The sequence below is a fragment of the Sphingobacterium sp. DR205 genome, assembly GCF_011064245.1.
Taxonomy (GTDB): domain Bacteria; phylum Bacteroidota; class Bacteroidia; order Sphingobacteriales; family Sphingobacteriaceae; genus Sphingobacterium; species Sphingobacterium athyrii.
Map to the genome: position 1 here is coordinate 5,974,131 of NZ_CP049333.1, position 15,420 is coordinate 5,989,550.

Below are 15,420 nucleotides of genomic sequence, written 5' to 3' on the forward strand. Positions count from 1 at the left end.
ATTCAGTTCTGTTGCCGCAATCTTATCCCGTCTATACTGCCGAACAAAAAACTAGGCCAATAAAGGGTCAGTGGTGGTTTCCGTACCAGTCTCCAATCGTCCGGCAAGCTGCAACCCAAAATTTGCGTCACCCAGCCCCATAATGGTAAAATCATACCAATTGCCCTGTTCGGCAACATCCAAAATCAGGGCCAGTTCTTTGCCCGCTTCGATTTCTTTTGTCGTTCTATAGGTTTGATAATTCAAACTTTTGACTTCCACCTGAACGGCCTTGATGTCGAGGTTCTTTAAAGTCAGCAGCAGCTTCCCGCTTGGCGCTTTGGTCAGTGATTTAAATTCCGGCGACACCGTAGCCACGAGGGCCGGCGCATCTTTATGCCCCGCGAACCTCCGGTAAAAGCCATTTGGCCCATGCAGCTCAAAGGCATATTCTCCACCTTCAAACTTATTAAGATCCCATTGATAGCTGAGTCGATCTCCCGCCTTAACCGCAAAATTCCAGTTTCGATAGGTTTCGGTTTGTCCCTCCACATCGGTATAGGCAAGCGGACTATACACATTGAAAGGCGCACCACTGGTCTTCTTGCCAAACAGGACGGTATCTACCAGCATCGTCATATGAAATTGACCGTTCTGCACATAGCCAACGGCATCATGGCCATAAGGCAAACCGGGCGATTTACGAATTCCCTTTTCCTGTATACGGTTGAATTGCGGCATCCATACCTGCTGTTTAGCCCGGTTCAGATCGGCGATCTCCTCAAATCCGCCAGGGTCTTTCTTGAACTGTGCATTGTAGATAGTTTCTATATATTGATTACGCTCCAGAAAAGGAAGCTGTTCCTGTCTTTGGACGAATGGCGTAAAAGCCGATGTCAGGTCACCGCAGATTGTTCTTCGCCAGGCACTGATATGATCTAGCCGTATATTCTTGTTGTATTTATGATTAAAGAAGTATTCTAAAAACTGTAAGGTAGACGTATGGTCGAATACCTGTGAACAGACTTTTCCGCCACGCGACCAAGGTGATGCAATATACATCGGCACACGGAACCCTAATCCGACAGCCCCTTCACGGGCCTGTTTCTTCGGAATCCCCTGTTTGAGTTCATTGTCCAACCGCACCATTTCCACCTCGCTGTCGATCCCCGCGGAACAGGCCCCGGTATCTTTCTTCATCAGATCGGGAATCAGGAAAGGTTTCACATGGTCGTAATACCCATCATTTTCATCGTAAGTAATGATAAAAATAGTCTTCTTCCAGACTTCGGGATTTTTGGTCAAGATATCCAAGACCTCCGAGACGTACCAAGCACCATACCAAGGTGCGCTGGGATGATCCGAAAAGTTTTTAGGACCAGCCAGCCAAGATACCGCAGGCAATTTTCCGCCATCAACATCTTTTCGGAACTGATCGAGCACGTCACCCTTGGGTACTTCGATCATCCGTTTTTTACCTTGATCCTTAAATTGCAGAGTCTCAAGCTTACGATAATTATCATCCCCTTTATTTATGGTAAATGCGCGCTGATGCAGCGATTTGGTGAAATCAGAAAGCTTATTGTACTGATCGGCATTGAATTCCTTCAGTTCGGCTTCGGCCCGTCCCAGCGCTTCACTTTTCTTACGGATATCAGTACGGATTTTCTCTGCCTTTTCCTCCGATTCGGGCGACCGCTCTTCGAGTGCCGAAATCTGCCCCGGCAGATCGCGCACCTGCGCTGCAAGGTTGCTGACATAGGTATCTTTGAACTTCACCTGATAGGCCTGAAAAAATTCCAGCAGATTACAGCCGAAGTTGGACAACCAAGCACGTTCTTCACCCGATAAGCCGCCACCACAGCTTGTTTCATTCTGATAAAAGCGCCAATCGATGCCATTCTTTTCCAACAGCTCCGGAAAAGTCTGCCAGGTCATTTTGCCATAACCAAAATCATCATTGCGAATATTGACCTTCTGCAGACCGTCCTTCATCTCGGTGATCTTTCCTGTCCAAAAGAACGAACGGTTGGGGGTTGTACTGGTCATACCCGAACAGAAATTCTGATCACATACGGTAAAAGCGTCTGCTAGGGCATAATGGAAAGGTAAGTCTTCGCGGTTAAAATAACCCAATGTCAGCGGCATGGCGGCATACTGCTTATTCCCGGACTGCTTTGCCGTCAACCATTGGTCGTATTTCCCCCCATTAAAGGCGTCAACCTGACTTGCCCTGCTGTGCGGAAGCGAGCCCATCCAGGTCACCTTGCTGTCTTTGAGATTTAAGCGAAAAGGAGCAAATACCTTACCCGATTTATCCGTCTGATACCAGGCAGGCAGACCATTGGGCAGGCGTACGGCACGGGGATCATTGAAGCCACGTACACCGGATAGGCTTCCCAGGGTATGATCAAAAGAACGGTTTTCCTGCATCAGGATCACGATATGCTCCGCATCCAGAAAACTGCTCCCTGCCACGGGATCTATCGCGAAGGCTTTTTGAATGGATGCCGGCATAAAGCTGGCAATACCAGCGGCTCCTGAAAATAACAAGGTCTTTCGAAGAAACTCTCTTCTGCTTTCCATAATGTTTATCTTTAATTTCGATTTGAATCTACTTAGATTTCTTTTTGTTTCATATTTCTTCGTGTAAATCTTATGTTACTAAATGATTTACCAATAGGGAGCTATCCCAAAGTTACTTTTGATGCGGTTGGCAAAATTTGTTTACTTTTACGAAACGACAATGCATACATTATGGTGGACATTTTGCTACTCGAAGATGACAGGGTTCTTTCGACTGAAATCAAATCCTTTTTACTGAGTCAGGGCTTTACTTGTGATCTAGCTTATGACGGCATTGAGTTTCTAGCGCAGACGCATCAAAAAAAATATGATTTTTACCTGTTGGACATCAATGTCCCAAAGATCAACGGTCTTGAAATCTGTAAGAAGATAAGAAGCCATGATGCGCTGACCCCGATCATCATTCTTTCAGCCTATGATGATATCGACGACAAAAAGGAAGCATTCCTACGTGCCGCAGATGATTATCTGGTCAAACCCTTTGTGCTGGATGAGCTGTTGATGCGCATCAACTCGCTCCTGCGCCGGCAACAGTATAAGGAAAGCCACAGCTTAAAAACTTTGGTTATTGATGATCTTGTTATCTATCCCGAAGAAGCCCGCGTCCTCCGGGCCAATGAAGAAATCAACCTGACACAAAAAGAATTTCAGTTACTACTAATCCTGGCTCAGGCCAATGGGCGCACCTTGTCCAAGCAGTATATCTCAGAAGAAGTATGGAAGAATCAATTTCAGACAACACAAAATACCATCGAAGTCTACATTAATTTTTTACGTAAAAAAATAGACAAGAATTTTGAAAATAAGCTTATCCATACCCGCCCCGGATTTGGTTATTACCTTGCTGCCGATAAATGACTTTAAAAAAGAAAATAGCGATCGGTTTTAGCATTGCCTTCTCCATTTTATTTGGAATTGCAATGCTAATTATCTATTACGCCAGCGTCGATTTCAGGAATGATCAATTCCGCCAGCGCCTGATAGATAAGCTGGACTATATTTCACATTACATTGCCAATACCCCCTCCTTTGACCGCGAATCTTATAAAATCTACTTCCAGGATATTGAAGATGGACTTTCTTATGAAGACGTCATTATCCTGGACAAGAACAAAAAACTTATTTTCAGCACGGTAAAAGACAAAACCATTGCCTGGGATCAGCACATTATCAACCGACTGGAAAATGAAAAACGCATCTTCTATAAACAGGATCAATATGAAATATTGGGCAAATATTATCTGATTAACCAACAGGCCTACTATCTTTTGGTAAAGGCCCAGGATTATTCGGGCAACGAAAAATTGGACCACCTGGCCATCGTATTAACCATCTTATTTTTACTGAGTGCCCTGCTGATCTGGTTTTTTAGTTACAACCTTATTCTACGTTTATTAAGTCCTTTAGACAGGCTAAAAAATGACATCACGCAGATCAATGCCAGTAAGCTGACCAATCCGGTTAAATATGCCGGAAATACGGACGAGATCGCGGTATTGACCCAGGCATTCAACACCATGTTGAAGCGGCTGTCCAATGCATTTGAATCCCAAAAAGAATTCAATTCCAGTGCCTCCCATGAGCTGAGGACACCGCTGGCCAGAATGTCATTTCAACTGGAGAACCTCCGCCATCAACATCAGCTGGATGAAGACGTCAGCCATATACTTGACAATATCTCAAAGGAGACACAGCATCTTTCGGAAGTAACAAACTCGTTGATGCTGCTTTCAAAATTTGATTCGGCAACACTACAGACCACTTATCAGGAAGAACGCATCGATGAGATTATTTTTATGGCATATGAAAAGGCAGTAAAGACCTTTCCCGACCTGCAGATCGACTTTTCTATAAAAGGCGTCGACGACCCTACACTGAGTATTTTTTGCTCCGCCCAACTGATTGAAATAGCATTTGTCAATCTTTTCAAAAATGCAGCGCTCTATTCCTATCATCCCGAGGTGACTGTTGTTATCCATGAGTCCTCGAGCCAGCTAAAAGTAGTGGTCAGCAGTCATGGTGCCCCGCTCAGCACGAATGATCAAAAGCGTATTTTTGAGGCCTTCAGCCGAGGGGAGAACGCTTCAGAAATTACGGGATCGGGCCTAGGCCTAAGGATTGTCAAACGCATTATGGACTCACATCAAGCAAACATTGAATACAAAGCCGATATGCAGCAATCTACGCATATATTTGTGCTAAAGTTTCCCTTACCAGCAGCTAAAGAGGCAAATATCCTAACCAATGCTCAATAGACCGCTCCTTCAAACCCATTCGCATTTTTACCCATCATGGGCTAAAAAACAAATCGAACCATCTTTTATTTATCGTCAAACAGTTAAATTTTAAGTTTTTTTTAAGCATTTATTAAGGGGCTTTTAATCTATGTCCTTTTTCTTTGCTTCATAAGATTTGATCATGATGACAAAGAAAACCTTGCTATTTTCTCTATTTTTAATTTCAATTGCATTCGCCCAACAGAAAGCGGCTGTAACCGCCAATGCTACTGGTCAACAAAATATTGTTGGCAGTCCTGAAAACACTGCTGGCAAAACAATATTGCAATCTTCAAACAGAAAGATGACGCTGCTGCCTACGCCGTGAGGTGTAAGGCAGCATCTCTTTCACCGGATGCAATGGGGCACCTATTGATGTAACATTTGTATCTATTCGGGCTACAAAGTTTCAAAAACAACAAAAAGCCCTTAAGTTTACAGCAAATTATCTTCCGGAGGCTAACTGATGTCCCCGGAGCAACAAACAACTATATGACTATTCTCACCTTTACACTCATCCTCCTTTTGGGTGCATTTGTAGCAGGACTCTTAGGTTCGCTGACAGGCTTAGGGGGCGGGGTTGTCGTCATTCCACTGCTGACCCTCCTGTTCCACGTTGACATCCGTTACGCCATTGGGGCAGCATTACTGGCGTCAATAGCAACCTCTTCGGGTGCAGCTACAGCCTACGTCAAAGAAGGGATCACCAATATTCGGCTCGGGATGTTTTTGGAAATCGCAACGACAATCGGCGCTGTCATTGGTGCCGTTATCGCGATCTACATGCCCACCAACACCATTGCCATTATCTTTGGTGTGGTATTGATCTTTTCGGCCGCAATGACGGTGCGCAAGAAAAATGAACATGCGCTATCCGGTGGTTCGGCTTTGGCCGAAAAGTTAAAACTGAACAGTACCTACCCTTCGGAAGGCAAGCTTGTTCCCTATAAACTGACTAATGTCGTTGGCGGCTTTTCATTAATGGGCGTTGCCGGGGTGCTCTCGGGACTACTGGGCATAGGTTCAGGTTCCCTGAAAGTACTCGCCATGGACAGCATGATGAAAATTCCATTTAAAGTAAGTACAACAACAAGTAATTTCATGATCGGGGTGACGGCAGCGGCTTCAGCCGTGGTTTACCTACAACGGGGTTATATGGATCCTGGTATTGCCTTTCCTGTCATTCTGGGTGTACTTTGTGGCGCTATTACAGGGTCAAAGCTTTTGAAACGAATGAACCCCAAGACCTTGCGTATTATTTTCGCTGTAGCCATCACATTGGTCGCACTCGAAATGATTTTTAATGGATTTCAACAAAAATTTTAAGCAGGCAAATCTTTAACGAATATCAATAATACGTTTCGTTTTGCCGTTGGCGATAAACATTTAAAAATAATTATTTGCAGATGAAACAGGTATTTTCAAAAAACTATTGGGGTGATAAGGATATCTCACTTTTGGTGGGACAAATTTTACGCATAGGCGTTATCCTGGCCTCCTCCATCCTGGTGATCGGTGGTATCTGGTATCTGGTAGTCCATGGACAGGATTCAGTACCCAACTACAGAGACTTTATCGGTGAGGGAAAATCAAATACCACCATCCATGGGATTATTGTTGGGGTATTCAACAAAAATATTCCCCAAATTATACAACTTGGGGTTTTGCTCTTGATCTGTACACCTATTGTACGGGTAATCGGCTCCCTCTTCGGTTTTATCATTGAAAAAGATAAGCTCTATATCATCATTACATTGATTGTATTGACCGTTATTATCGGCAGTATATTGAGCGGAGTCAAGGGATAATTCAGCTAAGCAACAGCTGTTTATCGCTTGGCTCTGAGCCATGTGGACTTATCCAGGGCATATTCAAAATTCTTTCGTTCGGGCTCGTTGACATAAGACACCATTTTCTCGGCCACCTTGCTCGCACCCAAACGTTCTACCGCTTTTTGTGAACGGTAATTTTCCGCTCCTACGTGCAAATAAATCCTGTCCACAAAATTAAAGGCAAAGTCAAACATCATTTCCTTGACCAAAGGATTTATTCCTGCTCCCCAATAGGCTCTCGCATAAAAGGTAAAACCAACGAAAATAGACTTTTCAGCTTCATTCAAACCATAATACCGGGTGCTTCCTATGCATTGCCCGGTTGTTTTATCTAAAATAAGATAAGCTGCTTTACTCTCCAGGGCCGCATCAAAAAAAGCACGAAAGACATTCTCCTTCCAGCGGTCTTTATTAGGATGTTGTTCCCATATCAAAGGATCTTTCGCCACTTGATACAGGACATCAAAATCGACCGGGTCAATCAATTTTAATACGACCTTATCATTTTCAAGTTTATTCGGTGCTACAAACTTCATTAGAACATGTTTAACGTTGGACTTCTACCAAAATTTAAAATTTCAATAAAAGATACCAATTATTGATGAAACCAAGTTGAATTACGTTTTCTTTATTCAAATATTACACCAAAATGTCCAAATTACTAGATACCTGAACCATCATATTGTTCATATCCAGCAAATACCGCTATTCTTTCACCCAAAGTTTCGTCGCTAGGTTATTTTGCTTTAAAATTGGCTGAAATCAACCAGCCTATTAAATTAGCAAAGCAAAATTTTGTATTTTGCACCCTAATGGAACAATTCAAGGAATTTGTAAAAAAGCGTATCAATGTCAGCGAAGAAGAATTAGATGATATTGTATCGCGTTATCATGTCAGAAAAATCAAGAAAAAGGAATACTTTTTAAGGGCCGGTGAAATCTGTCACTATGAAGCCTATGTCCTCAGTGGTCTGTTTAAATCATTCTATGTCACAGCCGACGGTATCGAACATATCCTACAATTTGCCATTGAAGACTGGTGGGTTGGTGATATTGCCAGTTTCAATTATCAGGAACCGGCACTGCAGAATATTCAGGCACTGGAAGATTCGGTTGTACTTACCTTATCAAAAACAGATAAAGATAAATTGTACGAAGACCATCCGATCTATGAGAAGCTTTCCAGAATTATGGCCCAACGGGCACAAATCGCCTCCCAGCACCGCATCATATCAAGCATAGGTTTTACAGCCCAGGAACGCTACTTGGATTTTATCAAAAGGTATCCTAAAATCTATCCACGGATATCAAATATGCAACTGGCCTCCTATCTCGGGGTCACACAAGAGTTTTTAAGCCGTTTAAAAAGACAAATTTTAAAGCCCAATCGAAATTCTTGACCTACATCAATTTTTTCTATTTAAGATTATCTCACCTTTGCAAAAGCTTGTTCAAACAAACATTTTAAACAATTAAACGTTTGATAAATAAACAAATAGAAAACAACATGAATAGATTTTTCCAATTTCTGGCAGTAGCAGTGTTAATGGTTAATGTTGCTGTAGCACAAGTAAAATGGTCGGCAGACCCCGGGCACACCAATGCACGATTTGATGTCAAACACCTTGGCATCAGTTTCGTTGACGGTCAGTTTACCAAAGTGGAGGGAACAGTTGAAACTGCAACCGCAACAAGTTTCAACAATGCAAAAGTAAATTTCTCCATTGATGTCAATAGCATTGATACGCGCATTGAAGCACGTGACAATCACTTAAAAACGGATGATTTCTTTGCCGCAGAGAAATTTCCAAAAATGACGTTAAAATCAATTACCTTCAAAAATGCCAAGGTGAAAGGTAAATACATCATGGTAGCAGATCTGACCATCCGTGATGTAACGAAGCAAGTAACTTTCGATGTCACCCAAAATGGTGGAGTCATTACCGATCCTTGGGGGAAAACACGTGCAGGCTTTACAGCAAAAGCTAAAATTAACCGTCATGATTTTGGTATAAAATACAACGACAAATTACCTTCGGGTGTAGAAGCTGTTGCTTCTGATGTCGACATTATTGTCAATACGGAGTTGGTATTGAACTAAGCAAAGATTATTAAATCACACAGACTAACGAAAAGTGGCTACTCAAGATTTTGGATAGCCACTTTTTTTTAAAGCTTACAGCTTACTTAGTCAAAAGCTCCCCGTTCCCGGGCGAATTTCTTTTTTACCTTACAAGCCTTTTAACATGCCGCCGTCGAGGGGAATATTGGTCCCCGTGAGATAATTGGCGTACTCCGAGCAAATAAAGGCAACCAGGTAACCATATTCCTCGGGCTTGCCCAGGCGTGCGGCCGGCACTTGTTTTAAACGTAACTGTAGCGCTTCCTCATACGATATACCTAACCGCTGTGCATCCATATTGGTCAACGATTGAATCCTTTCGGTATCGAATAACCCTGTTAAAATACTATTGACTGTTACGCCATCTTTTGCGACATCATCCGAAAGCGATTTGCTCCAGCTGATCAATGCGGTACGGATGGTATTGGACAAAACCAGATTGGATACAGGTTCCTTCACTGTAGAGGACGATACATTGATCACCCGTCCATATCGATTTGCCAACATATAGGGCAATGCGCAGGAAGTCGTATAGCAATGATTCTGGAACAAAAGTTCAAAGGCATGCTGGTAGTCCGCCAGGTTTTTCTGGTCGATCGTCCCCGCCTGTGGCCCATTGGAATTATTGACCAGAATATCCACTTTATTTGACTGAAAATAGTCATCTATTTTTACCTTATAGGCTTCGTGATCATTGTAGTCGACCAGGATATATTGGTGCCGCTGCCCTTTTGAGGTATCCAGGCTTTCCAACGTATGCTTCAATTTCTCTTCACTGCGTGATGCCAAGGTAACCGAAGCGCCACAGGATGCCAGCACTCGGGCTATGCCCGCGCCGATACCGGTAGAACTGGCACCGATCAGGGCCTTTTTTCCAATTAGATTGATTTCCATTATATGTGTTGTGCTATTAGATTATCCGAGATTACTCATTGCATAAATCATTCAAAAAAATAGGCTAATGCCAGCAAGCCATTTAATCATTATCCTTCGCCCTGATCATGGCGATAAACAAATATACGGCAAAGATCCACGCTGACCCCAGACATATCCAGGCAAAAACAGGAATCCCCAGCCATTGAGGTTCAATACGTGCGACAATAACCATTCCACCCAATAAGTTGAGAGACATAAACATAATACCGATCACAATCCGGTTTACCCCTTTGCGGAGAATGGCATTGAACGAGCGAGCGCTGATCAAGCGATGGTTAAGCGTAAAATTCCCGGTACGAAAAAGGCGCACCAGAGCGCGCATGTCTTCCGGAAGCTTTTCCACATCCCGTGCGAAAGATTCGATCTTATGCTTTCCTTTCTTGAAAATAGCTTCGGGCGAAAGCCGCTCCATCATAATCCGACGTGCAAAAGGCTTAATACTTTCCATGATATTCAGATCAGGATAAAGCTGACGGCCGATGCCTTCCATCAGTGAGATACCGCGCATCAGCTGATAGATATATTCTGGGAAATACAAACGATTATCACCGATGATTTTCCAGAGTTTATTGAACAGCAGATCGAGACTAAGATCACCCAGGGAAACATTATCGATCATGTCGAATATTTCGTACAGGGAGCGCTCAAATTGATTTCGGTCAGGGATATGGCTCACGACAGCCACATCTTCAATAACGTCGGCGAGTCGCACTGCATCTTCGGAAATTGCGGACTGAATAAACTCTTCGAGCTGCCGTCGGTCAATTCCGAGCAATTTCCCCATGTTGCCAAAGTCGAGAAAGGCAATACGGCCATCAGGCATTACCATCATATTACCGGGGTGCGGATCGCCGTGAAAGAAACCATGGATAATCACCTGTTCCAGGTAAAGGTTGATCCCATTTTTCACTAAGGTCTCCACGTCCATTCCTCGCCGTTTGATTTCAGCAACATCCGTCACTTTGAATCCGTCGAGGTATTCCATACAGAGCACGCGGTCGGTAGACAGATCAGGATAGACTTTGGGCACTTTGATCAGTTTGTTGCCTTTAAAATTCTTGGCAAAGCGTTCGATGTTATGCCGTTCAATGACCAGGGACATTTCTTCCTGCAGCGTCATTGCAAAAGATTCGACAATCAACGAAAGATTAAGATTCTCCAGGGCATCGTTGTACATGGTCAGGATCTTGGCGATATCCCGCATAAGCGCAAGATCGACGCGCATGACCTCATCTATTCCAGGCCGGCGTACTTTTAAAACGACTTTTGTTCCGTCTTTTAGGGTTGCCCGATATACCTGTGCGATAGAGGCTGCGGCAAAAGGTTCGGTATCGATGCTCTGAAACTGCGCTGTAACGTCTAATCCCAGTTCCTCAGCAAGGTATTCCCGGATGTTGACTTCAAAGGGTGGCACATTGTCTTCCAAACGTTTGAGTTCCTCGACCAGGTCTTTTGGGAGCAGCCCTTCACGTGTGGAAGCAGACTGCCCTAACTTAATAAAGGCAGGCCCAAGCTCCTCCAAAGCCATTCGGATACGTGTGTATACACTAATCTTGTCAACATCAATATTACGTTCTAAGCTCGCTCTTGACCCTTTCCAGGGCAGCCGGGCAATAGCATCCTTGAAACCATATTTTGCCAATATGCTCAATATCTGGGAACTTCGCTGTAACTTCTTGGTCGGATTGTACATCATGGACAAGGATTTTCGAAAACAAGATACGGAACAAAAACCTTACCTTTTTCGCTTTACGGTTTGCTGAAAGTAAAAATTCACTTACTCCAGCAGGTTTCGGTCGTCCAAAAACAAGCTATTCAGCTTCCATCTGATCCAAATTTTCTTTGATCTGTTTAACGTAATCCCCGTAATAGACACGGATCATAATTTCAGTAATCACTACAATAATTACGATAGAAATAATTGCAGACAAGATGATCCATAAAATAAAGTTAGGATCCTGCTGTAAAGTTTCCTTGAAGTGATACAATTTTTCAAACCAGGCGACTGCCCTATTTTGGCCAATCATAATGAGGTAGAGAAATAAGCCCTGGGGAATCATGACGTAGGCGACAATACGATAGGTCTCTACGGCATATTTGAGATCATAATACAGTTTGAGAAGGTGCTCCCTTGATGCGAGCAGATCAATCTGTTTGGCACTTTTGATCAGATAATAAAACCGACGATAGTAAAGCAGGCTTGACAGGGAGATCTGCACAATAAAAAAGTAATAGGCAAAAGCCGCATACCCAGAGATTTTATAGATAGGAAGCATAGGTACGGCAATCAGGAAAAACATGCAGACTACCCAGGAAATAAATTCACGTTTGATATTACGTCTTAGTTTGGCCATGATATTGCCGACTTCCTTATAATGTTTAAGATTTGGATTTTGTAAATCCTCATCCATGGGCTGTTCTTGCCAAGATTTTTTTAATTCATCAAAATTCATAATTGTATTTTTTAATGATTTGTTGAATCCGCTCTTTGGTACGATTTAATTTAACCCGCGCATTCACTTCAGATATCCCTAAATACGCGGCTATTTCGCGGTGGCTCTGACCTTCCAGAAATAAAAAGATCAATGCTTTTTCCACCGCGTTTAATTCATGTACTGCCTGATAGAATATTTTTAGCTGCTCATCTTTATCCGGATTATAGGACTCTTCCGCAAAATCATGACGTTCCTCGAGGCTATCGTAAATCTGCTGCTTCTTCTCTTTCTTTAAAAATACCATCGCGGTATTTAGTGCGACACGGTACATCCAGGTCGAAAACTTACTTTGATTCTTAAACGAGGCGTAAGACTTCCAGAGCTGATATACAATTTCCTGATAAAGATCCTGCCGCCCCTCATGGTCATCCATATACATACGGCTCACCTTGACGATAATTCCTTTATTTTCGTCAATCAATCGAAGAAATTCTGTTTCCGAATGAGTCAATGGTAATTTTTTTTAGATCTTTTCAGCTAATAAGTATAGCAAACAAACAAAGTGTTACAGCTTAATTTAAAAATATGTAAATTGTTCATAAAAAGGAGGCAAATCAGGATAATAATTATGGAAAATATATTTTACGAAGGCCAGGTCATCTGGGCGCAAATCGATGCCAATAGACATATGCGCCATTCTGCTTATGCGGATATCTGTGCACAGGCACGGAGCAATATGTTAAACAAAATGGGCTTTTCGCTGGATAAGTTCGCCGAGTTTCAGATCGGACCGATTCTATTCAGGGAAGAGCTGATCTACTCCAAGGAAGTACATCTCGACGAGTATGTACAGGTAAAGGTCGAATTAACCAAATACAGTAAGACAAACAGCCGATTTTCTTTTGTACATCAGGTCTACCGCAAAGATGGAGCGCTGTGTTGTACGGTCAACGTTGACGGCGCCTGGCTTGATTTAAAACGACGAAAGCTGACCAAACTGCCCGAAGAAATGGAACCCTATTTGGCCAAAGTGCCACGCGCCACAGGATACGAAGAAATTGGATAAAAAAATCCCCCGGAATCTAAATGGATGCCGGGGGATTAAAACATAAACTAAACCTAAAAACTATCTTATGAAACATCCGTCAACCCTAAGTCGGACGGTTCCCGTTATATAAACTATTTTACTTCGATCAAACGCTTTGCAATGATCGCGTCTTCTTTCTTACCGACAGTTAAGATCAATATTCCACCTTCGTACGCTGCTTCAATATTGCTGTAGTCAACAGTTTCGGGTAAAGTAAATGATCTTGAAAACGAACTATAATTGAATTCTTTTTTGCTGTACAATTTTTCCTCACTTGTTTGTTCGTCTTTTTTCTCTGCTGAAATCGTGATCAAATTTTTATCCACATTGATTTTAAAATCTGACTTATCCAATCCCGGAGCGGCCATTTCAATCTTAAATGATTTTTCAGATTCCGAGATATTTACTGCAGGAACACGTGATACCAAACGATCTGAGATAAAATTGTCGTTGAACAGATTGTCAAATACGGTATTCACAAATGGGTTTACTGCATCGGTGTTTAAACTTTTTGTAGGGAATTTAATTAATGCCATTTTTTGTCCTCCTAATTTTTTTATTTTTTGTTAAGCTTTATTTTCTAACTCTTTTGTAGGGAATATTCAATTCACGTACCAGTCGCAAAACAAAGACAAAATGTCATTCAATCACAGAAACAAAAGACATATTGACACATCAAGATTTAAAACAGCTTTAAAATTGAACGATTTTGTCATTGGTACGGGCCGATGTCCAATTATCCGTTATAGCATTAACGTCACAGTAGGCAAACTGTTTTCAGAAGAATTTAATTTGACAAAACATCAAAATAGGGCTTTAGCTTTCCTGTCCCTGCTTTTCTCCATGTTCCAGCGCCGCAATCAGTAAAAATTTGACGGCGTTATAGGTATAATCTTTTGCTTCGGCATAAGAAATTCCATAGACGCGTGATACCAGGGCATCATATTGCGGAAAAGGCGAAAACAACTTATCGTAATAAGCATCCAACTGTACCTGAGTGGGCAATTCAAAAGCCAGGCGAAGCTGGAATCGTCGGATAATCGCCGTGTCCAGTATTTCGGGATGATTGGTTGCCGCAATCAATACTGCTTCAGCTGGAAAATAGTCGATCAGCTGGATAATCGTATTCACGAGGCGTCGCATCTCACCCACATCTTTTTCTTCACTGATGCGTGCTTTCCCGATCTGGTCAAACTCATCCAGAAACAGCACCGCTTTTTCACGACCTGCCTTATCAAAGACCTGTTTGATATGCTGTGAAGTTTCACCGATACGGGAGGAGATCAGATTGCTTAAATTCAATACATAGATGGGCTTCTCGAGTGCTGTCGCCAGCGCTTTTGCCGTTGTTGTTTTTCCACAGCCAGAATAACCGTGCAATAGAATCTTATTGCTTACAGGTAAGCCATATTCCGAAAGTTCGCGGATATAACGATGTTCCTTGATCAGCTGCAGAAGCTTCTGCCGGCTATCAGCCGCTAAAAAAACATCTGCTAGTGCTATCTTTTCCTTATCGGCTATAACAAGATCGTAAATATTCATTTAATCAGTTTAATACTTTAATACAATGGGTCTGCAAAATTAAGCAAGCATTCCGGGCTTCAGCTGGTCCAGTTTGAAAATTAATCTTTCAGGTATTTAAGACTGACCTCCGAAAAGGACAGATCTCCGCCGAAAGGTGGGTTTGATTTACGAATAACAACCACGATTGTTTCGGCATGTGATACGGCCGTTCTAATCTGCTCCAGAATCTCTGCCGCGGCAGATTCCAGCAATTTCCGTCGAGGCTGCATCACCTTTGCCGTAATCTGGTACAGCTCTTCGTAGTTTAAAGTATTGCGCAAATCCTCTGTTTCCGTGTTATGAAAAGGAAAACAGACATCAATGGACACAAAAAATTCATTACCGAGAATCTGCTCTTCTTCGTAATAGCCAATTGGCGCATAAAATCGCGCCTCTTTCAGGGATACTGTCTGTAAAATGGTTGCCATGCACAAACCTAAGCAAATTGTTCCAAATCAAAAAAAACAATGGTCTCCGCGAATTCCATGATGTCCAGCTCATGCAAACGGCCTCAATACGCCAACATAAGCAGCGGGATACGCGCTATTCTGAAATTATAATTGTATATAAAAACAAATTTTCCTAAGTTTAAATACAACAAAAA

The 15,420-nt window shown here is 42.5% G+C and carries 17 protein-coding genes; 8 read left to right on the forward strand and 9 right to left on the reverse strand.

Annotated features, from left to right (window positions below; all coding sequences use genetic code 11):
* Positions 1-51: 51 nt before the first annotated feature.
* On the reverse strand, positions 52-2,565 hold the full coding sequence (locus G6053_RS25520) for a phospholipase C, phosphocholine-specific (protein ID WP_165309001.1): 2,514 nt from the start codon (positions 2,563-2,565) through the stop codon (positions 52-54).
* A 72-nt stretch (positions 2,566-2,637) separates the two neighbouring features.
* Between G6053_RS25520 and G6053_RS25525 the strand changes: the two genes are divergently transcribed.
* The 5 genes from G6053_RS25525 to G6053_RS25545 all read left to right on the forward strand — a co-directional run bounded on the left by G6053_RS25525 (position 2,638) and on the right by G6053_RS25545 (position 6,649).
* Positions 2,638-3,423, forward strand: a complete 786-nt coding sequence (locus G6053_RS25525; protein ID WP_206531821.1) for a response regulator transcription factor — start codon at positions 2,638-2,640, stop codon at positions 3,421-3,423.
* Positions 3,420-4,820, forward strand: a complete 1,401-nt coding sequence (locus G6053_RS25530) for a HAMP domain-containing sensor histidine kinase (RefSeq protein ID WP_165309002.1) — start codon at positions 3,420-3,422, stop codon at positions 4,818-4,820. The genes G6053_RS25525 and G6053_RS25530 overlap by 4 nt, the downstream gene beginning before the upstream one ends.
* A gap of 163 nt (positions 4,821-4,983) precedes the next feature.
* Positions 4,984-5,169 carry a hypothetical protein gene (locus tag G6053_RS25535; RefSeq protein ID WP_165309003.1) on the forward strand — a complete coding sequence of 62 codons (186 nt, stop codon included), beginning with the start codon at positions 4,984-4,986 and terminating at the stop codon, positions 5,167-5,169.
* A gap of 164 nt (positions 5,170-5,333) precedes the next feature.
* Positions 5,334-6,167 (forward strand): sulfite exporter TauE/SafE family protein, encoded by an 834-nt coding sequence (locus tag G6053_RS25540; protein WP_108636901.1) that lies wholly within the window; start codon positions 5,334-5,336, stop codon positions 6,165-6,167.
* An 80-nt stretch (positions 6,168-6,247) separates the two neighbouring features.
* Entirely contained in the window at positions 6,248-6,649 is a 402-nt protein-coding gene (locus G6053_RS25545; RefSeq protein ID WP_108636844.1) for a DUF1634 domain-containing protein, read from the forward strand.
* A 20-nt stretch (positions 6,650-6,669) separates the two neighbouring features.
* Here the strand turns inward: G6053_RS25545 and G6053_RS25550 are convergent, their stop codons facing one another.
* Positions 6,670-7,209 carry a GNAT family N-acetyltransferase gene (locus G6053_RS25550; protein WP_165309004.1) on the reverse strand — a complete coding sequence of 180 codons (540 nt, stop codon included), beginning with the start codon at positions 7,207-7,209 and terminating at the stop codon, positions 6,670-6,672.
* A 276-nt stretch (positions 7,210-7,485) separates the two neighbouring features.
* Here G6053_RS25550 and G6053_RS25555 point away from each other — a divergent pair, with 276 nt between their 5' ends.
* Together G6053_RS25555 and G6053_RS25560 are read left to right on the forward strand one after the other, a co-directional pair.
* Positions 7,486-8,073 carry a Crp/Fnr family transcriptional regulator gene (locus G6053_RS25555; protein ID WP_146191151.1) on the forward strand — a complete coding sequence of 196 codons (588 nt, stop codon included), beginning with the start codon at positions 7,486-7,488 and terminating at the stop codon, positions 8,071-8,073.
* Between the two features lie 107 nt (positions 8,074-8,180).
* Positions 8,181-8,774 (forward strand): YceI family protein, encoded by a 594-nt coding sequence (locus G6053_RS25560; protein WP_165309005.1) that lies wholly within the window; start codon positions 8,181-8,183, stop codon positions 8,772-8,774.
* A gap of 129 nt (positions 8,775-8,903) precedes the next feature.
* Here G6053_RS25560 and G6053_RS25565 read toward each other — a convergent pair whose 3' ends face one another.
* From G6053_RS25565 to G6053_RS25580, 4 genes are all read right to left on the reverse strand, one after another.
* A complete protein-coding gene (locus G6053_RS25565) occupies positions 8,904-9,689 on the reverse strand; it encodes an SDR family oxidoreductase (RefSeq protein ID WP_165309006.1) in 786 nt (261 codons plus the stop codon).
* 82 nt (positions 9,690-9,771) lie between these two features.
* On the reverse strand, positions 9,772-11,427 hold the full coding sequence (locus G6053_RS25570; RefSeq protein ID WP_165309007.1) for an AarF/UbiB family protein: 1,656 nt from the start codon (positions 11,425-11,427) through the stop codon (positions 9,772-9,774).
* Between the two features lie 115 nt (positions 11,428-11,542).
* Positions 11,543-12,184 carry a hypothetical protein gene (locus G6053_RS25575; RefSeq protein WP_165309008.1) on the reverse strand — a complete coding sequence of 214 codons (642 nt, stop codon included), beginning with the start codon at positions 12,182-12,184 and terminating at the stop codon, positions 11,543-11,545.
* Positions 12,174-12,677 (reverse strand): sigma-70 family RNA polymerase sigma factor, encoded by a 504-nt coding sequence (locus tag G6053_RS25580; protein WP_165309009.1) that lies wholly within the window; start codon positions 12,675-12,677, stop codon positions 12,174-12,176. The genes G6053_RS25575 and G6053_RS25580 overlap by 11 nt, the downstream gene beginning before the upstream one ends.
* Before the next feature lie 117 nt (positions 12,678-12,794).
* Here G6053_RS25580 and G6053_RS25585 point away from each other — a divergent pair, with 117 nt between their 5' ends.
* Complete coding sequence (locus G6053_RS25585) at positions 12,795-13,232, forward strand: thioesterase family protein (protein WP_165309010.1); 438 nt, start codon at positions 12,795-12,797, stop codon at positions 13,230-13,232.
* A 113-nt stretch (positions 13,233-13,345) separates the two neighbouring features.
* Here the strand turns inward: G6053_RS25585 and G6053_RS25590 are convergent, their stop codons facing one another.
* From G6053_RS25590 to G6053_RS25600, 3 genes are all read right to left on the reverse strand, one after another.
* Positions 13,346-13,789, reverse strand: coding sequence for an Hsp20/alpha crystallin family protein (locus tag G6053_RS25590; protein ID WP_121126728.1), 444 nt, complete (start codon positions 13,787-13,789; stop codon positions 13,346-13,348).
* Between the two features lie 280 nt (positions 13,790-14,069).
* The gene (locus G6053_RS25595) at positions 14,070-14,795 is read right to left on the reverse strand and encodes an ATP-binding protein (protein WP_165309011.1); all 726 of its coding nucleotides are present in this window, start codon (positions 14,793-14,795) and stop codon (positions 14,070-14,072) included.
* Between the two features lie 80 nt (positions 14,796-14,875).
* A complete protein-coding gene (locus G6053_RS25600) occupies positions 14,876-15,244 on the reverse strand; it encodes a dihydroneopterin aldolase (RefSeq protein ID WP_108636834.1) in 369 nt (122 codons plus the stop codon).
* Positions 15,245-15,420: the final 176 nt, after the last annotated feature.